Origin of the sequence: Nocardioides sp. 1609 (assembly GCF_004522105.1) — a bacterium.
GTDB lineage: Bacteria > Actinomycetota > Actinomycetes > Propionibacteriales > Nocardioidaceae > Nocardioides.
In genome coordinates this window covers 270,578-297,448 of sequence record NZ_SPUJ01000002.1, presented here as the reverse complement: position 1 = coordinate 297,448, position 26,871 = coordinate 270,578, and the positions used below count along the sequence as shown (strand labels likewise).

Annotated in this window: 16 protein-coding genes; 11 read left to right on the top strand and 5 right to left on the bottom strand. The window is 72.8% G+C overall.

Translation table 11 applies throughout. The features are described 5' to 3' along the window. Together E4623_RS06300 and E4623_RS06295 are read right to left on the bottom strand one after the other, a co-directional pair. The coding region (locus E4623_RS06300; protein ID WP_134765679.1) for a DUF11 domain-containing protein at positions 1-8,944 on the bottom strand (8,944 nt) is incomplete at its 3' end. Between the two features lie 200 nt (positions 8,945-9,144). Beyond that, positions 9,145-10,197 (bottom strand): LLM class F420-dependent oxidoreductase, encoded by a 1,053-nt coding sequence (locus tag E4623_RS06295; protein ID WP_245154930.1) that lies wholly within the window; start codon positions 10,195-10,197, stop codon positions 9,145-9,147. 124 nt (positions 10,198-10,321) lie between these two features. Here E4623_RS06295 and E4623_RS06290 point away from each other — a divergent pair, with 124 nt between their 5' ends. The 11 genes from E4623_RS06290 (at position 10,322) to E4623_RS06240 (ending at position 24,009) form a co-directional block, all read left to right on the top strand. Continuing rightward, entirely contained in the window at positions 10,322-11,521 is a 1,200-nt protein-coding gene (locus E4623_RS06290) for an acetyl-CoA C-acyltransferase (protein ID WP_134765678.1), read from the top strand. Further along, entirely contained in the window at positions 11,518-12,648 is a 1,131-nt protein-coding gene (locus E4623_RS06285) for a CaiB/BaiF CoA-transferase family protein (protein WP_134765677.1), read from the top strand. The genes E4623_RS06290 and E4623_RS06285 overlap by 4 nt, the downstream gene beginning before the upstream one ends. Next, entirely contained in the window at positions 12,645-14,213 is a 1,569-nt protein-coding gene (locus E4623_RS06280; RefSeq protein WP_134765676.1) for an AMP-binding protein, read from the top strand. Before E4623_RS06285 ends, E4623_RS06280 begins: the two co-directional genes overlap by 4 nt. Positions 14,214-14,342: 129 nt before the next feature. Continuing rightward, positions 14,343-15,722 (top strand): 4-hydroxyphenylacetate 3-hydroxylase N-terminal domain-containing protein, encoded by a 1,380-nt coding sequence (locus tag E4623_RS06275; protein WP_134765675.1) that lies wholly within the window; start codon positions 14,343-14,345, stop codon positions 15,720-15,722. A gap of 28 nt (positions 15,723-15,750) precedes the next feature. Next, positions 15,751-17,778, top strand: a complete 2,028-nt coding sequence (locus tag E4623_RS06270) for an ABC transporter permease (protein WP_134765674.1) — start codon at positions 15,751-15,753, stop codon at positions 17,776-17,778. Then, complete coding sequence (locus E4623_RS06265; RefSeq protein ID WP_209020540.1) at positions 17,771-18,571, top strand: ABC transporter ATP-binding protein; 801 nt, start codon at positions 17,771-17,773, stop codon at positions 18,569-18,571. Before E4623_RS06270 ends, E4623_RS06265 begins: the two co-directional genes overlap by 8 nt. Further along, entirely contained in the window at positions 18,564-19,310 is a 747-nt protein-coding gene (locus tag E4623_RS06260) for an ABC transporter ATP-binding protein (protein ID WP_134765673.1), read from the top strand. Before E4623_RS06265 ends, E4623_RS06260 begins: the two co-directional genes overlap by 8 nt. Positions 19,311-19,321: 11 nt before the next feature. Further along, on the top strand, positions 19,322-20,233 hold the full coding sequence (locus tag E4623_RS06255; protein ID WP_134765672.1) for an alpha/beta hydrolase: 912 nt from the start codon (positions 19,322-19,324) through the stop codon (positions 20,231-20,233). Then, positions 20,230-21,765, top strand: coding sequence for an AMP-binding protein (locus E4623_RS06250; protein WP_134765671.1), 1,536 nt, complete (start codon positions 20,230-20,232; stop codon positions 21,763-21,765). Before E4623_RS06255 ends, E4623_RS06250 begins: the two co-directional genes overlap by 4 nt. A gap of 23 nt (positions 21,766-21,788) precedes the next feature. After that, positions 21,789-22,691, top strand: coding sequence for an SDR family NAD(P)-dependent oxidoreductase (locus tag E4623_RS06245; protein WP_209020539.1), 903 nt, complete (start codon positions 21,789-21,791; stop codon positions 22,689-22,691). A gap of 88 nt (positions 22,692-22,779) precedes the next feature. Next, positions 22,780-24,009 (top strand): ABC transporter substrate-binding protein, encoded by a 1,230-nt coding sequence (locus E4623_RS06240; RefSeq protein ID WP_167736505.1) that lies wholly within the window; start codon positions 22,780-22,782, stop codon positions 24,007-24,009. A gap of 66 nt (positions 24,010-24,075) precedes the next feature. On the opposite strand, the gene E4623_RS06235 is transcribed toward E4623_RS06240, so the two are convergent. The 3 genes from E4623_RS06235 to E4623_RS06225 are packed head-to-tail and all read right to left on the bottom strand — an operon-like array spanning position 24,076 to position 26,789. Further along, on the bottom strand, positions 24,076-24,528 hold the full coding sequence (locus E4623_RS06235) for a MaoC family dehydratase (protein ID WP_134765668.1): 453 nt from the start codon (positions 24,526-24,528) through the stop codon (positions 24,076-24,078). 55 nt (positions 24,529-24,583) lie between these two features. After that, complete coding sequence (locus E4623_RS06230; RefSeq protein WP_167736504.1) at positions 24,584-25,810, bottom strand: MFS transporter; 1,227 nt, start codon at positions 25,808-25,810, stop codon at positions 24,584-24,586. 34 nt (positions 25,811-25,844) lie between these two features. Then, positions 25,845-26,789, bottom strand: coding sequence for a nitronate monooxygenase (locus tag E4623_RS06225; protein WP_134765666.1), 945 nt, complete (start codon positions 26,787-26,789; stop codon positions 25,845-25,847). Positions 26,790-26,871: the final 82 nt, after the last annotated feature.

Sequence of the window (26,871 nt, the reverse complement as noted above, 5' to 3'; positions counted from 1 at the left end):
CCCCGATCGGACAGGTGACGACGTTGCCCGTGGCGACGGTGCACGTCACGTCGGCAGCCGCACCGGTCACCTGGACGTCGATGCCGGTCAGGGCGTCGAGCACGTCGTCGGTGACGACGACGTCACGAGCGGTCGACGGACCGCCGTTCGTGACCGCGATCCGCCAGGCCAGCGGCTGGCCGGGGATCACGGGGCCGCTGGTGCGGGTCTTGGTGATGGCGATGTCGGCCTGCGGGGCCGCGGTGCCGGTGGAGGTCGCGGTGTTGTTGTCGGGGGTGGTGTCGGTCGGTGATGCGACGGTGGCGGTGTTGTCGACCGCGCCGGTGTAGCCCGGGGGAACGGTGGCGGTGACGATGGCCGTCGCGGTGGCGCCGGACTGGAGGTCGCCGAGGTCGCAGCTGACGGTGTTGGCGGTGGTGACGGTGCACGCGTCGGCGGGTGCGCCGGTGACCTCGAGGTCGGTGAGGGCGTCGAGGGCGTCGTCGGTGAGGGTGACGTCGCGGGCGACCGAGGGGCCGGCGTTGGTGACCCGGATGTTCCAGGTGACGGGTCGGCCGGGCACGATCGCGCCGCTGGTGCGGGTCTTGGTGACCGTGACGTCGGCCTGGGGCTGGGCGGTGCCGGTGGAGGTCGCGGTGTTGTTGTCGGGGGTGGTGTCGGTCGGTGAGGTGACGGTGGCGGTGTTGTCGACCGCGCCGGTGTAGCCGGCCGGGAGGGCGCCGGTGATGGTGATGGTGGTGGTGGCGCCGGGCTGGAGGTTGTCGAGGTCGCAGGTGACGGCGTTGCCGGTGCCGGTGTCGCAGGTGGCGTTGTTGCCGGCCGCGGTGAGGTCGGTGAGGGCGTCGAGGGCGTCGTCGGTGAGGGTGACGTCGCGGGCGACCGAGGGGCCGGCGTTGGTGACCCGGATGTTCCAGGTGACGGGTCGGCCGGGGATGACCGGGCCGCTGGTGCGGGTCTTGGTGACCGTGATGTCGGCCTGGGGCTGGGCGGTGCCGGTGGAGGTCGCGGTGTTGTTGTCGGGGGTGGTGTCGGTCGGTGAGGTGACGGTGGCGGTGTTGTCGACCGCGCCGGTGTAGCCGGCCGGGAGGGCACCGGTGATGGTGATCGTGATGCTGCTGGTGGGACCGGACGCCGTGAGGTCACCGAGGTCGCAGCTGACGGTGTTGGCGGTGGTGACGGCGCACGCGTCGGCGGGTGCGCCGGTGACCTCGAGGTCGGTGAGGTCGTCGAGGGCGTCGTCGGTGAGGACGACGTCGCGGGCGACCGAGGGGCCGGCGTTGGTGACCCGGATGTTCCAGGTGACGGGTCGGCCGGGGATGGCGGGGCCGCTGGTGCGGGTCTTGGTGACCGTGACGTCGGCCTGGGGCTGGGCGGTGCCGGTGGAGGTCGCGGTGTTGTTGTCGGGGGTGGTGTCGGTCGGTGAGGTGACGGTGGCGGTGTTGTCGACCGCGCCGGTGTAGCCGGCCGGGAGGGCGCCGGTGATGGTGATGGTGGTGGTGGCGCCGGGCTGGAGGTTGTCGAGGTCGCAGGTGACTGCGTTGCCGGTGCCGGTGTCGCAGGTGGCGCTGTTGCCGGTCGCGGTGAGGTCGGTGAGGGCGTCGAGGGCGTCGTCGGTGAGGGTGACGTCGCGGGCGACCGAGGGGCCGGCGTTGCTGACCCGGATGTTCCAGGTGACGGGTCGGCCGGGGATGACCGGGCCGCTGGTGCGGGTCTTGGTGACCGAGACGTCGGCGGTCGGCGCGGCGGTGCCGGTGGAGGTCGACTGGTTGTTGTCGGGGGTGGTGTCGGTCGGTGAGGCGACGGTGGCGGTGTTGTCGACCGCGCCGGTGTAGCCCGGGGGAACGGTGGCGGTGACGATGGCCGTCGCGGTGGCGCCGGGCTGGAGGTCGCCGAGGTCGCAGCTGACGGTGTTGGCGGTGGTGACGGCGCACGCGTCGGCGGGTGCGCCGGTGACCTCGAGGTCGGTGAGGTCGTCGAGGGCGTCGTCGGTGAGGGTGACGTCGCGGGCGACCGAGGGGCCGGCGCTGGTGACCCGGATGTTCCAGGTGACGGGTCGGCCGGGGATGACGGGGCCGCTGGTGCGGGTCTTGGTGACCGAGACGTCGGCGGTCGGCGCGGCGGTGCCGGTGGAGGTCGCGGTGTTGTTGCCCGGGGTGGTGTCGGTCGGTGATGCGACGGTGGCGGTGTTGTCGACCGCGCCGGTGTAGCCGGCCGAGACGTCACCGGTGATCCTGATGGTCGCAGTGCCGCCGACGGCGAGCGCGCCGAGGTCACAGGACACGACGTTGAGCGTGACCGGGCTGGTCGAGACGGAGCAGCTGAGCCCGGCGGGCGACCCGACGACCTCGGCCTGCACGCCGGTGAGCGTGTCGAGGACGTCGTCGCCGACGGTGACCTGGCGGGCGGTCGAGGGGCCGGTGTTGGTGACCCGGATGTTCCAGGTGACGGGTCGGCCGGGGATGACGGGGCCGCTGGTGCGGGTCTTGGTGATCGAGACGTCGGCCTGGGGCTGCGCGGTCGCGGTGGAGGTCGCGGTGTTGTTGCCCGGCGTGGTGTCGGTCGGCGACGCGACGACTGCGGTGTTGTCGACGTCGCCGGTGTAGCCGGCAGGCACGCCGCCCCGGACCACGACGGAGACCGACTGCCGCGGAGCGAGGTCCGGGAGGTCGCAGGCGATCCGGTTGCCGGCGCCGACGCTGCAGGTGGCGCCGGCCCCGGTCGCGGTGACGTCGTCGAGGGCGTCGACGACGTCGTCGGTGAGGGTGACGCCGGTGGCCGACGAGGGCCCGGCGTTGGTGACGGTGACCGTCCACTCGACCTCCGAGCCCGGGACGACCGGGCCGCTGGTGGGCGCGGTGCGGGTCTTGGTGATCGACACGTCGGCGGCGGGCTGAGCCGAGCCGTCCACGGTCGCGGTGTCGTTGCCTGCGACCGGGTCGGGGGTGGTGGTGTCGACCTCGACGGTGTTGCCGGCCGTGCCGGTGTACGACGGCGGCACGTCGCCCCGGATGGTGACCACGACCGGGTCGGCCGACGGGGCGATGCTTCCGAGCGAGCAGGTCACCAGGTTGGGGCTGGCACCGCCGGGAGCGACGGTGCAGGTGCCGCCGCCGGTGGCGCTGGCGGTCACCCCGGTGAGGGCGTTGATCACGTCGTCGGTGATGGTCACGCCGGCGGCGACCGAGGGGCCGAGGTTGTCGACGGAGACCTCCCAGGCGACGGGCTGGCCCGGGACGACCGGGCCGGCCGTCGGCAGGGTGCGGGTCTTGGTGACGGCGACGTCCGCGCTCGCTTCCGTGGTGCCGCTGCTGGTGGCGCTGTTGTCGCCCGGCGTCGTGTCACTCGGCGCCGTGACCTGGACGGTGTTGTCGAGCCTGCCCGCGTAGGCGGCGGGGACGTCGGCGCTGATCCGCACGGTGGCCGAGCCGACCGGCAGGTCGCCAAGGGCGCAGGTGACGAGGTTGGCGGCGCCGACCTGGCAGGCCGTGCCGGCCGGTGCACCGACGACGGTGGTCGTGACGCCGGTGAGGGTGTCTGCGACGTCGTCGCTCACCGTCACCTCTCGCGCGACCGACGGGCCGGTGTTGGTGATCGTGACCAGCCACGACACGGGCCGACCCGGGACGATCGGCCCGCTGGCCGGGGCTGTGCGGGTCTTGGTGACCGAGACACCGGCGTCGGCCCGGACGGTGTCGGTGACGGTGCTCGTGTTGTTGCCCGGCGCCGGGTCACCCGTCGTCGAGGACGCCGTCGCCGTGTTCACCAGCGTGCCTCCGGCGCCGCCGCTGTAGCTCGCAGGGACGATGCCGGAGATGGTCACGGTCGCCGAGTCGCCGACGCCGAGACGTCCGACGGTGCAGGAGACCCGGTTGTCGGCCGCGACCGAGCAGCCGCCCCCGGCCCCGGTGGCGGTGACACCGGCGAGGGCCGGGTTGACGGCGTCGTCGACGACGACCCCGCGGGCCGTGCTGGGTCCGGTCGGGTTGGTGACCGTGACGGTCCAGGTGACCCGGCTGCCCGCGATGACGGGACCGCTGGCGGGCACGGTGCGCGTCTTGACGACGCGGACGTCGGCCTGCGTGGCCACCGGGAGGACGAGGGTGCTGGTGTTGTCGTCGGGCGTTGCGTCGGCGGTGCTCGACGTCGCCGAGGCGGTGTTGCGGACCTGGGCGACGGAGAGGTCGCTCTGGGGGCGGACCCGGATCACGACGACGGCCGGGACGCCGGGGCTCACGGAGTCGAGCGAGCAGGTGACCTGCTGCCCGGCGACCGTGCACGCGGGCCCCCCCACGCCGACGGTCGCGGAGGTGATCGTCAGGTCGGTCGGCACCTGGTCGGTGACGACGACGTCACGGGCGACCGACGGGCCGGCGTTGCCGACCTCGACGGTGTACTCGAAGGGTTCGCCGGCGACGATCGTCGCGGTGTCGGCCCGCTTGGTCACGGTCAGGTCGGCCTCGGGCGTGACCGGCGTCGTGACCGTCGAGGTGTCGTTGCCGGGCGTCGGGTCGGCGACGGCGCTGGTGATCGTGGCGGTGTTCGACAGCGACGCCGCGGCGTAGCCGGGCGCGAGGATGGCGGTGACCGTGGCGGTCACCGGCTGGCCCGGCGTGAGCGCTCCCAGGGCGCAGGTGACGGTGCCGCCGACGACGTCGCAGGCGCCCGCGGAGGAGGGCCGCACGGTGACGGTGGCGCCGCTGAGCCCGGCGGGCAGCGGGTCGGTCAGGACGGTGCCGGGCGTCGTCGACGGACCGTTGTTGACGGCCGTGAGCCCGAAGACGACCTGACGGCCGGGCACGACGGGCGTCGGCTGCACGGTCTTGACGACGCTGACGTCCCCGGCGACGGTGACCGCGCTCGGCAGCTGGAAGCTGTTGTCGGCCGGCGTGGTCTCGGGGGTCGCGCTGGAGACCGTGACGGCGTTGACCTGGGTCGCGGTGGTGCCAGCGCCGACCAGGACGCGGACCGTGACTGTCCAGGTGGCGTCGGCCGCGAGCACGCCGCGCTCGCAGGTGACGGTCGCGGTGCCGGTGCAGGTGCCCGCCGGGGTCGTGGCGCTCACGAGCGTGACGCCGGGGGGCAACGTGTCGACGAGGGAGAGGGTGCGTGCGTCGGAGGGCCCGTTGTTGGTGACGGCGACCGTGTAGACGGCCTCCTGGCCGGCCACCAGGGTGTCCGGGGTCGCGGTCTTGGTGACGGCGAGGTCGGTGCGGGTGTCGACGACGGTGGCGGCGGCCGCGGCGTTGTTGCCAGGGGTCGGGTCGATGGTGGTCGACGACACCTGGGCGCGGTTGGTGACGGTGGACCCGTCGGCCTGGGAGGCGGCCACGCGGACCCGCAGCGTCGTCGTCACGACCCCACCGACGGGGACGGTGCCGAACGCACAGGCCGCGGTGGCGGTGCTGCCGGGCTGCAGCGCACAGTCGGGGCTGGACACGAGGACGGTGCCGTCCGGCAGGTCGTCGGTGACGACCACGTCGCGGGCGGAGGAGGGCCCGTTGTTGGTGGCCGTCACGGTGTACTCGACGACGTCACCGGCGACCGCGCGGGCCGGGCCGCTCTTGGTGAGCACGAGGTCGGCGCGGGTGATCGCCGAGGTGGTGCTGGACGCGGTGTTGTTGGCGGGCGACGGGTCGGTCGGCGACGTGCTGCTCGCGGTGGCGGTGTTGGTCAGGGTCCCTGGGGTCACCGCCGCCGAGACGGTGCCCGGGACCTGGACGACGAACGTGTTGCCCGCGGCGAGGGTCGCGGTCGTGCAGGTCACGGTCTGGCCGGACCGCGAGCACCCAGCCGGCAGGGCGCCGATGACGACCTCGGCGGGGAGCGTGTCGACGATGCTGACGCCCGCGGCGTTCGACGGCCCGTTGTTGCGGGCCGTCAGGGTGAAGGTGACCGGACCACCGGCGACGACCGGTGACGGTGCCGCAGTCTTGGTGAGGCTGATGTCGGCCTGCGCGCCCGCGGTCAGCGTGTGGCTGGCGGTGTCGTTGCCCGGGGTCGGGTCGGTCGTGGACGTCGCCACGGTGGCGGTGTTGACGACGCCGTTCGCGCTGTCGTCCGCGGGGGTGCCCACGACGATGGTCATCGTCGCCGCGGCGCCGGGGGGCAGGACGCCGAGGGCGCAGCGCGCCGTGTTGCCCGGAGTCGTGCAGGTGCCCTGGCTGCCGGTGGCCGAGACGAGGGTCAGCGGAGCGGGGACGGGGTCGGTGACCACGACGTCGCGAGCGACGGACGGGCCGTTGTTGGTGACCGTGACGGTGTAGGTCACGTTGCTCCCGGCGACGGCGGGACCGGCGGTCTTGCTGATCGCGACGTCGGCGCGCGGCTGGACGGTGTCGCTGGTGGAGCCGGTGTTGTTGCCGGGGGTGGGGTCGGCAGTGCCGCTCGAGACGGTGGCGCTGTTGGTGACGGTTCCGACGGCACCGGCGACCACCACGCCGGTCACGGTGACCGTGGCCGTGCTGCCAGCCGGCACGGTGCCGAGCGCGCACGAGACGGTGGTCGTGCAGGTGCCCTGGGACGGCGTCGCAGCCACCCCGGTGATGGTGCTCGGCACGGCGTCTGCCAGCACGACGCCCACGGCGTCCGACGGGCCGTTGTTGGTGACGGTGACCCGGTACTCGACCGGGCGGCCCGGTACCACCGGGTTCGTGACGGTCGTCTTGTCGACCACGAGGTCGGCCTGCGCGGTGGCGGGGGTGAACGTCGCCGTCGAGGTGTTGTTGCCAGGGGTGGGGTCGGGCGTCGTCGTGGTGGCGCTCGCGGTGTTGGCCACGGCGCCGCCGGTGTAGGACGGGTCGAGCCGCCCGACGACGGTGACCGTCACGGTGGCGCCGGGGGCGACGTTGCCGAGCTCGCACGCCACGGTGCGTCCCCCGATGGCGCAGGTGCCGGTCGTCGTCGAGGCGGTCACCCCCGGGTTGGTGAGGAAGGCCGTGGGCAGCGTGTCGGCGAGGTTGACGGCGTTCGCCGTCGACGGGCCGGCGTTCTGGACGGCGATCGTGTAGGTGACGTCCCGACCGGCCACCGGGCTGGTCGGTGAGACGGTCTTGGTGACGCGGACGTCGGCGGCACGGGTGACCGTCGTGCTCACAGAGGCGGTGTTGTTGGCCGCGACCGGGTCGGAGAGGTCGGAGGACACCGTGGCGACGTTGGTGATCGAGGAGCCGGCGAACGCCGGCCGCACCCGGGTCACGATCTCGATGGTGCGGGTGGCGCCGTTGGGCACGTCGCCGAGCAGGCAGGTCACGGTGCCGGACGCGTCGGTGCAGGTCCCGCCCGCCGTGGTCGCGGAGGTGAGGACGACGTCCGCGGGGAGGGTGTCGGAGACGACGGTGTTCGTCGCGGTGTTCTCCCCGTTGTTGGTGACGCCCAGGGTGTAGGTGAGCGGCGCGCCGGCCACGACGCTCGCGGGCGAGGCGGTCTTGGTGAGGGCGAGGTCGGCTCGCGCGGTGACCGGGGTCGACACCACCGCCGAGGTGTAGGTGTAGTCGCGTCCGATCTGGGGCGCGCGGTACTCGAGGAGCACCGCGTTGTCGACGACCGTGCCCGCCGACGGGTCGGTCAGGACGGCGCGGAACTTCACGGTGGTGGCGACGTTCTTGGCCAGGGTGCCGCCGGTCGTGGCGGTCGCGCCGCTGCCGATCCGGACCCGCACCGTGCGCTCGGCCGCGACGTACTCGCCCACGTCGTCGCCGGCGCCGTCGGTCTTGACGCCGGTGTTGGGACCGGCGGTCACCTGGATCGAACCGGGCACGTAGGCCACGTGCGTCGGCAGCGGGTCGCGCAGCACGCTGTTGGTGGCGTTGTCGTCGCCGGTGTTGGTGAACGTCATCTGGTACTCGAGCAGGTCGCCGACCTGCGCGGTGGTGTTGCGGGTGAGGTTGGTGACGGTCTTGTTGCCGGCGATCGTGGGGGCGTACAGGTCGATCTGGCTGGTCAGCGCAGCCGGGAAGTACACGTCGCCGGTGCTGCTGAACGCGAGGTTGGCCGAGGTCGCGTTGTTGGGGATGGCCGTGGTGGAGAACGACTTGGCCTCGGTGCCGAGCGAGTTCACGTCGGCCGGGTTGCGGTTCGTCAGGACCGCGCTGTTGTCGGAGATGCGGCTGTTGAAGAAGTTGGTCGTCGACCCGGCGCTGCCGTCGGACTGGGCGACCCCGTTGATCTGGAACTGGTCACCGGTGAGCTGGATGTCTCCTTCGTAGACGACCATTCCGACCTTGGACACGACGGCGCCGCTCGGCGGGGTGAGGAAGCCCGCGATCGAGGCCGTGGCGGGGTTTCCGTTGGACACCGAGGCGTAGCCGGAGAAGATGGAGAGGTCGCGAAGGGGGGCCGCGGGGTCGGCGACCGCGACCACCAGGCTCCAGCCGGCGTACTGGTCGGCGGACCCGAAGGCGAGCGGGATGTCGGCGCCGCCGTAGGTGCCCGCGCCACCGGCTCGGACGAGGTCGGTGACGTCCCGGTAGGCGCTGTAGTGACCGGCCTGGGTGTCCCGTCCGTCAGAGGTGAGGGTCTGGTAGCCGGCTGCCGGCGTCCGGAACCTGATGGTGCTGCTGGCGCCGCTCGCAGTCGTGCTGGCACCCCAGAACAGATAGGCCTTGGCGACGGTGGCCCCGGCGGGCAGGGTCACGTTGGCCGTCGAGCTCGAGGTGGTCGAGGTGTCGGAGTCGGTGTCGAGCCGGACCATCGTGAACTGGTTGTTGCCGTTCGTCGTCGAGGTCCCGTTGCGTGCGCTGGTGCAGGTCGTGCTCGCGGCGCAGGTCATCAGCGTGTTGCCGGTGACCTGGATGCTCCCGTTGATCTGGGCCGAGTAGAGCTTCGTGAACGACCGGATGACCGCCGCCTCGGCGCTCGGGGCCAGCGGCACCAGGGCGAGGGTCCCGGCGATGCCGACCAGGAGCACGACGAAGCCGCGCCCGGCCCGACGTGCAGAGCGGCGCAAGAGATGGTGCGACAAAGCGGGTGCCCCCATACCAAGGATCAGTGTGATGTCAACAGAGCGTGACCGCCCCGCTGCTCGTGAGCCCGGATTTTGCCATGCTGTGGGCACTCTGTGGAGCAGAAGTGCATTTCGGTAGGACCCGGGGGGCCCACGGGGGGCGGGTGCTTGGCGGGTGGACCTGGGGGAGAGGCCGAGCCCGCTCAGGCGAGCAGCGTGCGGAGCGTCTCGACGTCACGGAGCCGGTCGCCGAGGGTGCGGCCGACGGGGGTGAGGTTGAGGGTCGTCGCACCGCTGGCGCGGAGCGCGGCGAGCCGGTCGCGCACGAAGCCCTCGGGACCGATCAGCGACGTCAGGTCCACGAGCTCGTCGGGGACGGCGGCCGCGGCGTCGTCCTTGCGGCCGGCGAGGTAGTGGTCCTGGACGAGGGCGGCCTCGCGCTCGAAGCCGTAGCGCTGGGCGAGGGTGTTGTAGAAGTTGCGGCCGCGCGCGCCCATCCCGCCGACGTAGAGCGCGACCTGGGCGCGCGCCTGGGCCTTGAGGTCCTCGACGTCGTCACCGATCGCGAGGTGGGCGCCGACGACGACGTCGAGCGGGCCGAGGTCGGGGTCGCGCCGGCCGGCGCCCTCGCGCAGCGGGTCGCCCCAGACGTCGTCGGCGCGCTCGGGGTAGTAGAAGAGCGGCTCCCACCCGTCGGCGATCTCGGCCGCCTGGGCGACGTTCCTGGGGCCGAGCGCGGCCAGCATGATCGGGATCCGGTCGCGGACGGGGTGGTTGATCAGGCGCAGCGGCTTGCCCAGCCCGGTGCCCTCGCCCTCGGGGAGCGGGATCGTGAAGTGGCGACCCTCGTGCCGCAGCACCTCGCGGCGCCAGACCTTGCGGCAGACCTCGACCACCTCGCGGGTGCGGACCAGGGGCTGGTGGTAGGCCACCCCGTGGAACCCCTCGACGACCTGGGGCCCGGACGCGCCGAGGCCGAGGGTGAAGCGGCCGTTCGACACGTGGTCGAGACCGGCCGCCGTCATCGCGGTCAGCGTCGGCGTCCGGCTGTAGATCTGGAGGATCCCCGAGGCGATCTCGAGGTGCTCGGTGCGGGCGGCGATGAACCCGAGCTGGCTGACCGCGTCGAAGCTGTAGGCCTCGGGCACGAAGACCATCTGCAGGCCCGCCCGCTCGTAGGCCACGAGGTCCTCGACGGTCTCCCAGAACCCCCCTGCGTACGCCAACGACATCCCGACCCGCACGACGACCTCCACCTCACCTGGCTGACCTGGCACCTGGACGTGACCGTTGACACGTCTCGGGCCCGACCCTAATGTGACAGCGACGTCAATATCAAACGTCGTACGTCCCGGCAGCAACCGATCGAGGAGCTCTCCCATGTCACGAAACGCGGTGATCGTCGACGCGATCCGCACCCCCGGCGGCAAGCGCAACGGCTCGCTCGGCGGGTGGCACGCCGCCGACCTGGCCGGCACCGTCCTGCGCGCCCTGGGAGAGCGCAACGACCTCGACCCCGCCCTCGTCGACGACGTGATCATGGGCTGCGTCTCCCAGGTGGGCGACCAGGGGGTGAACGTCGGCCGCTCGGCCGTGCTGGCCGCGGGCTGGCCGGACACGGTGCCCGCCACGACCATCGACCGGCAGTGCGGGTCGAGCCAGCAGGCCGCCCACTTCGCCGCCCAGGGCGTCATCGCCGGGGCCTACGACGTGGTGGTCGCCGCCGGTGTCGAGGTGATGACCAGGACGCCGATGGGCTCGACCCGAGGCGGCGGCGAGCCGTTCGGCCCGCTCGTCCACGAGCGCTACGCCGACGTCGAGACGTTCGGCACGAAGGGGCTGGTCCACCAGGGGCTCAGCGCCGAGCTGATCGCCGAGCGGTGGGACCTCACCCGCGAGGACCTCGACGCCTTCGGGCTGCAGAGCCAGCAGCGCGCCGCGGCCGCCCGCGACGGAGGTCGCTTCGACCGGGAGCTCCTCCCGGTGGAGGTGCGCACCTGGGACCCCGAGGCCCGCGCCGCGACCCACCACGGCCGCGACCTCACCGCCGACGAGGGCATCCGCGCGAGCACCGCGGAGAAGCTGGCGAACCTCAAGCCGGCCTTCCTGCCCGACGGCCGGGTGACGGCGGCCAACAGCTCCCAGATCACCGACGGCGCCTCGGCGGTGCTCATCATGTCCGAGGAGCGCGCCCTCCAGCTCGGTCTGACCCCCCGGGCCCGCTTCCACACGTTCGCGGTGGCCGGCGCCGACCCGATCGCGATGCTCACCGCCCCGATCCCGGCGACGCAGAAGGTCCTCGAGCGCTCCGGGCTGGGCGTCGACGACATCGACGTCGTCGAGATCAACGAGGCCTTCGCCTCCGTCGTCCTGGCGTGGCAGAAGGAGACCGGCTTCGACCTCGCCAAGGTCAACGTCAACGGCGGCGCCATCGCGCTGGGCCACCCGCTCGGCTCCTCGGGCAGCAAGCTGATGTCGACCCTGTTGTGCGAGCTCGAGCGCAGCGGCGGTCGCTACGGCCTCCAGACGATGTGCGAGGGCGCCGGCCTGGCCAACGCGACGATCATCGAGCGCCTGTGACCGGACCGCTCGCCGGCCTGCGGGTGGTCGAGCTCGCCGGCCTCGCGCCCGCGCCGTTCGCGACGATGATGCTGGCCGACCACGGCGCGGACGTCGTCCGCATCGACCGGCCGGTGCCGACGGTGGCCGAGCCCGACCTGCTCGGCCGCGGCCGGACGACGGTCGCCGCCGACCTCAAGGACCCCGTCGTCCGCGACGCCGTCGCCGCGCTGGTCGACGGCGCCGACGTCCTCGTGGAGGGCTTCCGCCCCGGCGTCATGGAGCGGCTCGGCCTCGGGCCCGACGAGTGCCTGGCGCGCAACCCGCGGCTGGTCTACGGACGGATGACCGGCTGGGGCCAGGACGGCCCCCTCGCCCGGGCCGCCGGCCACGACATCAACTACGTCGCGCTCTCGGGCGCGCTCGGGGCGATCGGTCCCGCCGGCGGCCCGCCGGTGCCGCCGCTCAACCTGGTCGGCGACTTCGGCGGGGGCGGCCTGCTCCTCGCCTTCGGGGTGCTGGCCGCCCTGGTCGAGCGCGCGACGTCCGGGCGCGGCCAGGTCGTCGACGCCGCCATGGTCGACGGCGCCGCGCTGCTGACCACCCACCTGCACTCGATGCGGGCCCAGGGGGTGTGGAACGACGAGCGCGGCACCAACCTGCTCGACGGCGCCGCGCCGTTCTACCGCTGCTACGCCACCGCGGACGGCGGCCACATGAGCGTCGGGTCGATCGAGGCGCCCTTCTACGCCGCCCTGCTCGACGGGCTCGGTCTCGCGGACGCCGACCTCCCGGACCAGCTCGACCGGGCCGGCTGGCCGGTGCTCGCCCAGCGCTTCGCCGAGGTCTTCGCCGGTCGCACCCGCACGGAGTGGGACGCCGTCTTCGGCGCGAGCGACGCCTGCGTGCACCCGGTCCACGCGCCGTCCGAGGTCGCCGACGCCCCGCACGTGCGGGCCCGGCAGACCTTCGTCGACGGCCCGGGCGGCCGCCAGCCGGCCCCCGCGCCCCGCTTCGACCGGACGCCGAGCTCGCTGCCCGGCGCCCGCACCGCCGCGACCGTCGACCGCCTGCAGGCGTGGGGTCTGTCGCCCGCGGCCGCGGCGGTCCTGACCGACCACCAGCGAGAGGACGTGAGCGTCCCGTGACCACCTTCGCCACCGGCCTGGGCGAGACCATGCAGGTCAGCCTCGGCGAGAGCATCACGATGACGGCGCGCGCCCAGCCCGACCGCGCCAGCTTCCTGTTCCCCGACGGCAGCCACCACACCTTCGCCCAGACGAACGCCCGGGTGAACCGGCTCGTCTCGGCGCTGCGGGCCCAGGGTGTCGGCCGCGGCGACCGGCTCGCGGTCTTCGCCCTCGACTCGCACCGCTACGTCGAGATCGTGCTGGCCGCCTGCAAGCTCGGGGCGGTCTACGTGCCGCTCAACTACCGCCTGCGCCGCGGCGAGGTCGACGTGCTCACCGCCCGGGCCCGGCCCACGGCGTTCTTCCACGAGCTGCGCTACGCCGAGATGCTCGAGGGCATCGGCGAGCAGCACGGCATCCCGCTGGTGCTCGCCCTCGACGAGCGGCCCGGGGAGTCGACCTCCGGGTACGAGGACCTCCTCGCGACCGGCTCCGAGGCCGAGCCGCCGGTGGTCGCGGGCGACCGCGACGTCGTCGGGCTGGCCTTCACCTCCGGCACGACCGGGCTGCCCAAGGGCGTGCTGCAGTCGCAGCGGATGATGAAGGCGATCGTCGCCGAGCAGGTCATCGAGTTCCGGATGCTGCCCGAGGAGGTCCGCTACACCGCGGCCCCCACGTTCCACATCACCGGCGTCTGCCAGCTGCTCGCCGGCGTCTCCTACGGCTTCACCTCGCTCGTCGTCCCCCAGTTCGACCCGCAGGTCACCCTGGACCACCTGGCCGCCGACCGGCTCACGGGCATCTTCATGGTGCCGACGATGATCAGCACGCTGCTCCGGCTCGACGGCGTCCACGACCACGACTACGAGCGCCTCGAGCTGATGTACTACGGCGCCGCGCCGATGTCGCCGAACCTGCTGCGCCGGGCGATGGACACCTTCCGCTGCGACTTCCTCAACGCCTTCGGCGCCGGCACCGAGGCCGGCCTGCAGGCCCTGCTCGGGCCCGAGGACCACCGGCGCGCGCTCGCCGGCCGGCCCGAGCTGCTCGGCTCGATCGGCAAGCCCGCGTTCGGCGTCGCGCTGCGCATCGTCGACGACGACCTCCGCGAGGTCGCGGTCGGCGAGGTCGGGGAGATCGCGACCCGCAGCGACATGCTCTTCGACGGCTACCTCGAGATGCCCGAGGAGACCGCGGAGGCGACCCGCGGCGGCTGGTTCCGCGCCGGCGACATGGGCTACCTCGACGAGAACGGCTACCTGTACCTGCACGGCCGCAAGAAGGACATGATCGTGCGGGGTGGGGAGAACATCTACCCCGTCGAGATCGAGTCGGTCCTCGCCGAGCACCCGGCGGTCGTCCAGTGCGCCGTGGTCGGCGTCGAGGACGAGCACTGGAGCGAGGTCGTGCGGGCCTGGATCCAGGTCGCGGACGGCGTCGAGGTCACCCCCGAGGAGCTCGCCGCGCACTGCGCCGAGCGCCTGGCCAAGTACAAGGTGCCGGCGGAGTTCCGCCTCGTCCCGGCACTGCCGATCAACGCCAGCGGGAAGATCCTCAAGCGCGAGCTGAGGGACTGGACCTGAGGCGCGGACCGGGGCTTCCGACCACCCGAGCGATCGTTCGGTGTGACCCTTGACACGCTCCGGACCCCATGTCAGTCTCGGACATGACGACGACGTCACATTCACGTCAAGCCAGAGGAGGCCCGCAGCATGCTGACGGGACAGCAGTACAAGGACTCGCTCCAAGACGGCCGGAAGGTCTACTTCGAGGGCCGGCTGATCGAGGACTTCAGCACCGAGCCCGGTCTCGCCGTGCCGATGAACGTCGCGGCCGAGGGGTACGACAAGTACTTCTCCGCCGAGCCGGGTGCGCTGAACCCGGTCATCACCGCGCCGCGCAGCGCCGAGGACCTGCGGGAGAAGATCCCCGAGCTGCTCGAGATGGACCTGCTCCTCAACGTGACCTACCAGTCGATCATGACGCTGATCGTGGCCGCCTCGCGGATCGCGACGTCGGCGCCGCAGTTCATCCCGCGGATCGAGGCCTACATCGAGAAGGCCCGTCGCGACGACATCCGGATCACCGAGTGCATCACCGACGCCAAGGGCAACCGCAGCAAGTCCCCGTCGCAGCAGGACGACCCCGACGCCTACGTGCGCGTCGTCGAGCGGCGCGAGGACGGCGTCGTCATCCGCGGCGCCAAGCTGCACATCAGCGCCGCCGCCCTCGGCCACCACATGATGGTGATGCCGACCAAGACGATGAAGCCGGGCGAGGAGGACTACGCCATCGCCTGCGCGGTCCCCGTCAACGCCCCCGGCGTGCACATCACCAACACGACGTACCACCCGACCGACCGCGACCCGCGCGACTTCCCGGTCTCCTCGGAGAAGAGCGTGCCGGACAGCATGTGCATCTTCGACGACGTCTTCATCCCGAACGAGCACATCTTCCTCGACGGCCAGGTCGAGCACGCCGCCGTCTTCGCGCACTCGCTCGGGCTGTGGGAGCGCCTCGGTGGCACCGCGTTCATGGTCGAGCAGGCCGACGAGCTGGTCGGTCTCGCCCAGCTGATCGCCGAGGCCAACGGCACCCAGAAGATCTCGCACGTGCGGGAGAAGATCGACGAGATGATCATCCACGCCACGCTGCTGCGGGCGGGCCTCGAGGCCGCGATCATGCACGCGCACGCCACACCCGAGGGCTTCTACTACCCCGACGACATGTACACCAACGTCACCAAGTACCAGGGTGCCGTGCAGTTCGGCACGATGGTCCGGCACCTGCACGACATCGCCGGCGGTGCGGTGCTCACCGCCCCGTCGATGAGCGACTTCGACAACGAGACGCTGCGCCCGTTCCTCGAGAAGTACATGTCGACCGGCGACGAGGTCTCCGGTGAGTACCGCACGAAGATCTTCCACGCCATCCGCGACACGACCGCCGACGCCTACGGCGGCTGGCACCTCGTGACCAACATCCAGTCCGGCGGCGGTCTCTTCGCCCAGCGCCTGGTCACCCGGCGCCACTACGACATGGACCGCGCCAAGCGGCTCGCGTTCCGCGCGGCCGGCCTGCCGTCGTCCTAGCCCGCCCCGCTGATCCAAGGAGACCGACGTGACGACCTACCTGGAGTTCGCCGTGCTGGGCCTCGGCCTGGCCTCGGTCTACATCGGGCTCTCGACCGGGCTGCTGCTCGTGTACCGGTCGACCGGCATCATCAACTTCGCGCAGGGCGCGATGGCCATGTGGGGCGTCTACGTCTTCGCCACGCTGTACGACGACGGGCTGCTCGTGCTGCCGGTCGGGTCGGTGCAGCTCGGTGACGAGATGGCGCTGTGGCCGGCCATCCTGATCGGGCTGCTCAACGCCGCCGCGCTCGGGGTCGTCGCGCACTACGTGGTGTTCCGGCCGGTGCGGCACGCGCCCGACCTGGCCCAGGTCGTCGTCTCGATCGGCCTCATGGTCACCCTGCAGGCGCTGGCCGTGATCCGGTTCGGACCCAACAACGTGCCCGTCGAGTCGATCATCCCGCGCGGCGAGATCACCTTCCTGGGCGCCGACCTCGCCAAGCGCGAGCTGCTGATGGCGGCCACGATGCTGGTCGTCGCCGCCCTGGTCTGGGCCTACCTGCGCTTCACCTACTCCGGCGCCGCCACCCGGGCGGCGTCCGAGAACGAGCGCGGCGCGGTCCTGATGGGTTTCGCCCCCGACCGGCTCGCGCTCGTCGCGATGGTGATGGGTGCCGTGGTCAGCACGATCGGCGTGATGCTCGGCAGCACCCTCACCGGTCTCAGCCCGGCCAACTACACGCTCATGGTGGTCCCGGCCCTCGCGGTGCTGCTCGTCGCCCGGCTCGAGTCGGTCGCGGTCGCCGCGGTCGCCTCGATCGCCCTCGGCATCTTCCAGTCCGAGCTCAGCCTCATCGCCACCAAGTCGTGGTGGCCGGTGTGGGCGAAGTCGGGGCTCGACCAGGTGGTCCCCTTCGTCGTCATCATGATCATCCTGTTCGTGCTCGGGAAGCGGCTGCCCTCGCGCGGCTCCCTGCATTCGGTGCGGTTGCCCGACGTGGCCGTGCCCCGGTTCCGGCTGGTGCCGACGCTCGTCCTGGTCGGGGTCGCGGTGGTCGCGCTATTCGTCTCCAACGACACCTACCGCTTCGGCCTGACCAGCTCGCTGATCGTGACCCTGCTGGCGCTGTCGTACGTCGTGATCACCGGCTACCTGGGCCAGATCTCGCTCGCGCAGTCGGCGTTCGCCGGCGCGGCCGGGTTCGCGCTCGCCAAGCTCACCGAGCAGTGGAACATGCCGTTCCCGCTGGCGATCGTGCTCTGCGCGGTGGTCGCCTCCCTCCTCGGCATGGCGGTCTCGCTGCCGGCGTTCCGCATCCGCGGCGTCCAGCTCGCCATCGTCACCATCGCCGCGGCCCTGGCCATCGAGCGGTTCGTCTTCGGCAACTACAGCCTCACGCCGCCGACCGGGAACCCGATCGCCGACCCCGAGCTCTTCGGCGCGAGCTTCGCGATCCGCGAGGGCCGCGACCTGGCTCGCATCGAGTTCTCGCTGATGGTGCTGGCCGTCGTGACGCTGATGATCCTGATGTTCGTCCGGGTCGCCAAGGGCGACACCGGCCGCGCCTTCCTGGCGGTGCGCGCCAACGAGCGCGCCGCCGCCTCGGCCGGCATCGACGTGCGCCGCACGAAGCTGATGGGCTTCGGGCTCTCGGCCTTCATCGCCGGTGTCGCCGGCTGCCTGCTCGGCTACAGCCACGGCCAGCTGTCGGCGGAGTCGTTCTCGGTCGTCGTCGGCCTGCAGGTGCTCGCGATGGCCTACCTCGGTGGCATCACGTCGTTCGGCGGGGCCATCGTCGCCGGCATGCTCGGCCCGCTGGGCCTCGTCTACACCGCGCTGCACCAGTGGTTCGAGATGGGCAACTACTACGCCCTGATCACCGGCATCGGCCTGATCGTGACCGCGATCCTCAACCCGTCCGGCATCGCCGGCCAGACCCGCATGCAGATCGGGTGGATCCGCGACCACACCGGCGGCGGGGCGCGGCGAGCACCGAAGCCACCACCGGACGACGGACGCGCGGTCGATCCCGGCGCCGGCTCCGAGCGCAAGGAGGTGGCCGGCCGTGCCTGAGCCCACCACCGCCGCCACCCGCGCCCCCGGCTCCGAGGACGACGGGCTGGTCGCTCGCGACCTCACCGTCCGCTACGGCGGCGTCGTGGCCAACAGCGGCGTCACCATCGAGGTGCGCCCCGGCCAGGTCGTCGGTCTGATCGGTCCCAACGGCGCCGGCAAGACGACGTTCGTCGACGCCGTCACGGGGTTCACCGTCGCCGAGGGCACCATCTCCCTCGACGGCGAGCGGATCGACGCCCTCGCCCCGCACCGCCGCAAGGCCGCCGGCCTCAGCCGCACCTGGCAGTCCGGCGAGCTGTTCCTCAACCTCACCGTGCGCGAGAACCTGCTCGTCTCGGCCCGCACGGTCGGCTTCGGGTCGCTGTTCCGCGACATCTTCAGCCCCGTCAAGCAGGCCGACAAGCGGGTCGACGAGGCGCTGGCGCGGGTCGGGCTGCACGACGTGGCCGAGACCCTGGCCCGCGACCTCACCCTCGGGCAGCAGAAGCTGGTCGGCGTCGCGCGGGCCCTGGCCGGCGGCTGCCGGACGGTGCTGCTCGACGAGCCCGCGGCCGGCCTCGACAGCAACGAGAGCCTGCGCTTCGGCGACCGGGTCCGCGAGATCGCGGCCGGCGGCCCCGGGGTGCTGCTCATCGACCACGACATGTCGTTGGTGATGGCGGTCTCCGACGTCGTCTACGTCATGGAGTTCGGCAAGATCATCTTCTCCGGCACGCCGGACCGGGCGCGGACCGACCCGGCCGTGGTCGCGGCCTACCTGGGAGTCCCGATGGAGGTCGCAGATGTCTGAGCCCCTGCTCCGCGTGTCGAACCTGACCGCCGGCTACAACGGCGTCCAGGCGATCCGCAACCTGTCCTTCGAGGTCGGGCCCGGCGAGGTCGTGGCGCTGCTCGGCCCCAACGGCGCCGGCAAGACGACGTCCCTCCTGGCGATGGTCGGGCTGCTCCCGCTCATCGGCGGCGAGGTGCACGCGCTGGGGGAGCGGGTCGACACCAGACGGCCGCACCAGCTCGCCCGTCGCGGCGTGATGCTCGTGCCCGACGACCGCGGCATCTTCTTCGGCCTCAGCGTCGGCGAGCACTTCCGGCTGGCCCGCCGCAAGGCCGACCCCGTGCGCCAGGAGCAGGTCCTCGAGCGGTTCCCGGCGCTGCGCCGGCTGACCGCCCGCAAGGTCGGGCTGCTCTCCGGTGGCGAGCAGCAGATGCTCACCATCGCCAAGGCGATCCTGGCCCGCCCCAAGGTGTTGATGATCGACGAGATGAGCCTGGGCCTGGCGCCCAAGATCGTCCAGGAGATGCTGCCCTCGATCCGCGACCTCGCCAAGGAGGAGGGCATCGGCCTGGTCCTGGTCGAGCAGCACATCGAGCTCGCCCTCTCGGTCGCCGACCGGGGCCTGATCCTCAACCACGGCGAGGTCGTGCTCGACGGCGCGGCGTCGGACCTGCTGGCGCGTCGCGAGCAGGTCGAGGCGGCGTACTTCGGCGTCGAGGACCGCGTCGAGGTCGACGCCGAAGTCCTCCCGTCCTAGGCCGAGGCACGATGACGTCGCTCGAGGTGCCGGCGCCCGCGCCGCCGCTGGCCGGGCGCGCCGGCACCACGACGGTCGACGGCACCACCGTCGCCTGGGAGCGGTGGGACGCCGCGCGCGCCTCCGGCGACCGGCCGTGCGTCGTCCTCGTGCACGGGACGTCGGCGCACACCGCCTGGTGGCACCACACCGTCGAGGGGCTCGGGGGCGCCTTCGACGTCGTCGCCGTCGACCTCTCCGGCCACGGCGAGAGCGGACGGCGCGAGCGCTACTCGCTCGAGGCCTGGTCGGCCGAGGTGGCCGCGGTGGTCGTCGAGGAGTGCGCCGGGCCGGCCCTGCTCGTGGGGCACAGCATCGGCGGGCTCGTGGCGGCCGGCGTCGCCGCGACCCGGCCGGACGTCGTCCACGGCCTGGTGCTGGTCGACTCGATCGTCGACGAGCCGGTCGGCGCGGCCCGCACCCGGCCCGTGCTGCGACCGGCCGCGCGGTTCGCCAGCGAGCGCGAGGGCCTCGCGCGCTACCGGCTGATGCCGCCGCAACCGGTGCCCGACGACCGCACCCTCGCCTACGTGGCCCGGCACTCGCTGCGCCACGACGACGGCGGCTGGGCCTGGAAGGTCGACCCCGCCATCTTCGCGGCCCTCGACGCCGCGTCGCTCACCGGCGCGCTCGCCGGCATCGGCTGCCCGACCGTCCTGATCCGCGGCGAGCTGAGCACCCTGGTGCCGCCCGACGCCGGCCGCACGCTGGGGCGGCTGCTCGGCGCGGACGTCGTCCAGCACGACGTCCCGGACGCCTACCACCACGTGATGGTCGACCAGGGCCCGGCGTTCGGACGCATCCTGCGTCGCGTCCTCGACGACCTCACCCCGGCCCCGCCCGACCCACCGCCCGACCCGCCGCTCGACGAGGAGTCCCCATGAACGTGTCCTGGCCCATCGGCCGAGGCCTGACCCAGTCGGCCCGCCGGTCGCCCGACGTGGCCTGCTTCCGAACCGCGGCCGGCGAGGCCCGCAGCTTCGCCGAGGTCAACGAGCGGGTGAACCGGATCTGCGACGCCCTGACCGCGCGGGGCGTCGGCAAGGGCACCCGGATCGCGCTGCTCGACACCGACTCGTTCGAGTACGCCGAGCTGATGCTGGCCTGCTTCAAGCTCGGCGCGACGTACGTGCCGGTCAACTTCCGCCTCGCCCAGGGCGAGATCGAGAACATCCTGGGCCGCGCGCAGCCGACCTGGTTCTTCGTCGGCGACCGCTACGTCGCCATGGCGCGCTCCGTGCTGCCGGCGCTGGGTCCGTGCGCGCTGTGGTCGCTCGACGGCTCCCTCGACGACGACCTGGCGGTGCTCGTGGCCGAGGGCCGCGACGTCGAGCCCGAGGTGGTGCTCGAGGACGACGACCTGCTCGGCGTCATGTTCACCTCCGGCACGACCGGGCTGCCCAAGGGCGTGATGCAGACCCACGGGATGCTCAAGCGGATGCTCGCGCTCGGGTGGGAGGTCCTGGCCCGGCCCGGCGAGGTGCGATACACCGCGTCGCCGCTGTTCCACATCGCCGGGTGGGCGCTGGTCTTCGAGCAGGTCGCCACCGGCTGCACCTCGCTCATCGAGAAGCAGTTCGACGCGAGGGTGACCGCCGACGCGATCCGTGAGGGCCTGCTCACCGGCGTCTTCCTGGTGCCGACGATGCTCCAGGCGGTGCTCGACGCCGACGACGGCCCCACCGGCCGGGAGCGGCTGACCACGATGCTCTACGGATCGGCCCCGATGCCGCCGAGCCTGCTGCGCCGGGGGCTCGAGCGCTACCCGGAGTGCGGGTTCTGGAACCTGTTCGGGGCGGGCACGGAGTCCGGCGTCCAGACGCTGCTGCGGCCCGACGACCACCGCCGCGCGCTCGCGGGCGAGGAGCACCTGCTCGCCTCCGTCGGGCAGCCGGTTCTCTTCGTCGACATGCGGATCCTCGACGACGAGGGCCGCGAGTGCCCACCCGGCGTCGTGGGCAACATCGCCGCGCGCACCGACTGCGTGATGGCCGGCTACCTCGACATGCCCGAGCAGACCCGCGAGGCGCTGCACGACGGCTGGTTCTGGGGTGGCGACCGCGGCTACGTCGACGCCGAGGGCTTCCTGTTCCTCGGCGGCCGCAGCCGCGACATGATCATCCGGGGCGGCGAGAACATTTACGTCTCGGAGATCGAGCTGGTCCTCACCGACGTCCCCGAGGTGGCCGACGCCGCCGTCGTCGGCCGGCCCGACGAGAAGTGGGGCGAGGTCGTCGTCGCCTTCGTGGAGTACCGGCAGGAGGCGCCGACCGCCGCCGCGCTCGAGGCGATGTGCCGTGACCGGCTGGCCGGCTACAAGGTGCCCGTCGAGTACCACGTGCTGCGCGAGCTGCCCCGCAACCCGACCGGCAAGGTCCGCAAGGCCGACCTGCTCGAGCTGGTCGCCACCCCGTGAGCGGTCGCGCGAGGGTCGCCCTCGTGACCGGCGGCGGCCGTGGGCTCGGCCGGGCGCACGCGCTCGCGCTGGCCGACGCGAGCTTCGCCGTCGTCGTCAACGACACCGGCGCCGCCCTGGACGGCACGCCCGTCGAGGACCCCGGGCCGGACGTGGCCTCCGTGGCCGAGCAGGTCGTCGCCGAGGTCCGTGGGCGCGGCGGCACCGCGGTGGCCGACGACTCCGACGTCGCCGATCCCGACGGCGGCGAGCGGGCCGTCCGCCGCGCGGTCGAGGAGTACGGCGGCCTCGACGCCGTCGTCCACAGCGCGGGGATCCTGCGTGACCGGTCCTTCGCCAAGCTGACCCCCGCGGACTTCGACGCCGTCGTGCGCGTGCACCTCGGCGGCACCGCCCACACGACCCGAGCGGCGTGGCCGCACCTGCGGGAGTCCGGGTCGGGTCGCGTCGTCCTGACGTCGTCGGCGGGCGGGCTGTTCGGGCAGTTCGGGCAGGCCGGCTACGGGGCCGCGAAGGCCGGTCTCCTCGGGCTGGCGAACGTGCTGAGGCTCGAGGGGGAGCGGCACGGCATCGGGGTCAACGTCATCGCCCCGGTGGCGACGACGCGGATGACCGAGCCGCTGCTGCCCTCCGACGTGCTGACAGGGCTCGACCCGGTGCACGTGGCCGGCGTGGTGGCCCACCTGTGCCGGGAGGAGTGCCGCCACAGCGGGCTGGTGCTGGAGCTCGCCGCGGGGCTCGCGGCCGCCGTGCGCGTGACCACCTCGAGCACCCGCGAGGTGCCGCGTGCCGACGACGTGGCGGGCATGGGACGGCTCCTCGACGAGCTGGCGTCGCTCGACGACGGCCGCCCCTTCGACGACTCACCCGCCGCGCTCGACCGGATGCTGCGGTTCGCCCGCGGTGATCGGCTCCCAAGTTCTTGACACTGACGTCAATGTCTCTATGATCTCGATCACACCCCATCTCACCGCGACAGCTCGGCGTCGCACTCGCAAGAAGGCTGGTTCATCGATGAGGAAACTGTTGGCCGCCTCGAGCTCACTGCTCCTGGCCACTGCACTCGCCGCCTGTGGCGGCGGCGACGACGTCGACACCTCGGGGGGTCTGGAGGGCGAAGCGCTGGTGATCGGCGTCCAGTCGCTCGACACCGGCCCGGTCGCGTACCCGCAGAACACCTACGGGGCCGAGGCCGCCGAGTGGTACGTCAACAACAAGATGGACGGCGTGGGCGGGCGTCCGCTCGAGCTCGACATCTGCTCCGGCGACGGCACACCCGAGACCGGCGTCAAGTGCGCGAACGACTTCGTCGCCGACGACGTCCCGGTCGTCTTCGACGCCTACGACGGCACCAGCGTCGGCGCGATGACCCCGATCCTGAAGTCCGCGGAGATCCCGATCGTCGGCACCCTCGCCGGTCAGGGCGTCGCCGAGGCCGAGACCTTCGGCACCGCGTTCTACTTCTCCGGCCCGCTGGAGACCAGCGCGCTCGGCATGGTCAAGATCCTCAGCGACCTCGGCCACAAGAAGGCCTCGCTCGCCGTCACCGACGCGCCGTCGTCCCACGGCTACGTCGACGAGCTCGTCAAGCCGCTCGGCGAGCAGGTCGGCATCGACGTCTCGGCCGTCTACGCCGAGGTCGACAACATCAACTTCCAGGTCGTCGCCGCCACCGAGCTCTCGGAGGACCCGGACGTCGCCGGCGTCATCGCCCTGCCCGAGGACGCCTGCACCGGCCTGATCCAGGCCCTGCGCCAGGGCGGCTTCGACGGCACCATCTTCGCCGGCTCGTGCTCGCAGTTCATCGACGACCTCGGCGAGGACGCCGCCGGCGCGATCGTCCAGCCGCGGCTGTGGGTGCCGAAGTCCTACGACAACGCGCCCGAGGAGATCCAGACGCAGCTCGACGAGTTCTCCGAGGCGATGGAGGCGGTCGGCTACGAGGACGAGCTCTCGGCCCGGTCGCTGTACTCCTTCGCCGGCATCATCAACCTCGCCACCATCCTCAACGACATCGACGGCGACATCACCAACACCTCCGTCGACGAGGCCATGAAGTCCCTCAAGGACTTCCAGACCTACCTCGGCCCGAAGGTGACCTGCGACGGCGAGCAGTGGCCCGGCCGTCCCGGCGCCTGCAGCTCGGAGGGCATCTTCTTCGAGGTCCAGGACGACGGCACCCTCGCCCCCGTCGACGAGAACGGCTACGTCGCCCTCGAGCCCGAGAAGGCCCAGGTCGGCTAGCCGGCCGGCCCCCACCCCTCGCCGACTCGGCGCAGTTTTGCGCTGATGGGGGGGCGCGCCCCGGGCTCAGACGCGCCAGAGGATGACGTTCTCGGCGACGAGGGCGGGGCGCTCGACGTCCTCGACCTCGACGGTGACTGCGAACGAGCCACGGACCCAGTCGCCCTGGAGCTCGGCGGCGGCCAGCCGCACCGCACCCCGGATGCGGGCGCCGGCGGGGACGGGGTTGGTGAAGCGGACCTTCTCGAAGCCGTAGTTGAGGCCGAACGAGCTGCCGTCGACGCGGAGCACCTCGCCGACCAGCACCGGCACCAGGGCCAGGGTGAGCATGCCGTGCGCGATCGTCGTCCCGTAGGGCCCCTCGGCCGCGCGGTCGCGGTCGACGTGGATCCACTGGTGGTCGTCGGTGAGGTCGGCGAAGGTGTCGATGTCGTCCTGGCCGAGCGTGCGCCAGGGCGTGTGGCCCAGGTCGGACGGCGCGAGCTCGAGCAGGGCGGTGGGGTGGGGCAGGACGTGCACGGGGACTCCTCGGATGGGGTGGACGGACGGGCGGGTCGGGTCGGGTCAGGTCAGGTCAGGCCAGGTCGGTGCGGGCGGGCGAGCGCGCGGCCCAGGCCATCAGCGCGGCGCCCAGCAGCGCCGGCAGCGCGGCGGCGACGTACGCCGTGGGGTAGCCGCCGGTGGCGTCGTGCAGGACGCCGACGAGCACCGGTCCGGCGGCCATGCCGAGCATCACCGCGAGGTTGCCGCGGGCCAGGATCCGGGAGAAGTCACGGGTGCCGAACCGCTCGGCGATCAGCAGCGGCTGGAGGACCTGCATGTTGCCCATCGAGACGCCGAAGGCGACGGTGGCGGCCAGGACGGCCGCGCGGCCCGGGGCCACGGCGAAGCAGACCAGCGCGCCCGACTGCAGCAGCAGCAGCGCGACGGTCGCGTGGGCCAGCGCGACCCGCTCGAAGACCCAGGTGCCGGCGATCCGGCCGCCGAGGCTGGCGGCGGCGAGGAGCGAGACGACCGCCGCCGCGGTCGACACCCCGGAGGTCTCGGCGACCGCGTTGTAGAGGTGCGAGAGCGCGCCGAGCTGCGACAGCATGCCGAGAGTGAGGGCGACGGTGACCGTGACGAACCACGGCGTCCGGACCGCCTCGGCCAGGGGGACGCCGGTCGCGGGCCCGGCGCCCGCGCCGGGGTCGGACGCCGGCGCGGCGCCGTCGGCCCGCTGACCGACCCGGGCGGGGTCGGGCTGCACCAGCAGGCACAGGGGGACGGCGACCAGGAGCAGCGCGGCCGCCAGGAACGGGCTCGCGCCGGCGACCCCGTGCCGCTCGACCAGCGCGGCGACGACCGGGGTGACCACGGCGCCGCCGACGGGCAGCCCGAGGAACGCGACCGACATCGCCCGCGCCCGCCGACGCACGAACCACGCCGCCAGCACCCGGCTCACCGGGATGACCGAGATCGCGGCGAAGCCGACGCCGAGGACGGCGTAGGCCGCGACGAGCTGGGCGGGGTCGCGCACCTGGCCGACCGCGAGGACGGCGACCGCGGACGCGACCAGCCCGCCGACGAGGACGGCGCGCGCGTCGTACCGCTCGAGCAGCCGCCCGACCGGGATGCCGGCCACGCCGGCGACGACGAGGAACGCGCCGGTGGCGACGGAGACGGTGGTGAGCGTGAAGCCGTCGTCGTCGCGGGTCAGCGCGCTCAGGTAGACCGACAGCCCGTAGAACGTGATGCCGACGCCGATGGTGAGGATCGCCGCGAGGAGGGCGACGACGCGCCACCCGTCGAAGCGGTCCACGGTCGCCGGCGGTCCGGTCCGACGGGTGCCGGGATCAGCCACGGGCGCCGGCCACCACCCCGTAGGAGCCGGCGAGCGCGCTCAGCCGCGCGGTGAAGTCGGCGATCGTGGCCCGGACGATCTCCTCGACGGCCAGGACGTCGTCGACCCGGCCGGCGACCTGTCCCATCTGGGCCAGCGACGCCTCGAGGTCGCCGTCGTCGTAGGTGCGCCGGATCTCGGCGAGCAGCGGCCGCGGGTCGGTGCCGTCGGTGCGGGTGGTGGTCTCGGTGCGCAGCACCCGCATCGGCCGCCCGATGCTGCGGTTGTACATCATCGTGTCGACCTCGCGGGCGGTCACGACGGCCCGCTTGACGTCGGCGTGCACGCCCGACTCGAGCGAGGCGAGCATCCGGGTGCCCATCTGGGCGCCCTGGGCGCCGAGGGCGAACGCCGCCAGCAGCGAGGCGCCGTCGACGATCCCGCCGGCGGCCACGACCGGGACGTCGACGCGCGAGACCACCAGGGGCAGCAGCACCATCGTCGACACCTCGTGCGGGCTCTTGAACCCGGCGCCCTCGCTGCCCTCGACGACCAGTCCGTCGACGCCGGCGTCGACCGCCTTGAGGGCGGCCTCGAGCGTCGGGACGACGTGGTAGACGACCAGCCCGGCGTCCTTGAGGATCGGCGTCAGCCGCGCGGGGGAGCCGGCCGAGGTGGTCACGAACCCGATGCCCTCCTCGACGATCATGTCGACGACGGCGGGGTCCTTGGCGAACGCGAGGGGGATGTTGACGCCGAAGGGCCGGTCGGTGCGCTCGCGCACCCGGCGGATGTCGTCGCGGACCTGCGGCACCGGGAGCGAGCCCGGCACGAGCCCCATCCCGCCGGCCTCGGCCATCGCGGTGACGAGCGCCGGACCGGCCACCATGCCCATCGGCGCGGAGAAGAGCGGGACCTCCACGCCCAACTGCTTTGTGACGTCATTGTCAAATTGCATGTGGGCGATGTTATCCGCGTCGGGCACCGGGCGCCAGGGGTCGAGGCACCGCCGCTCCGGGGCGCTGACTTGATGTCGGGTT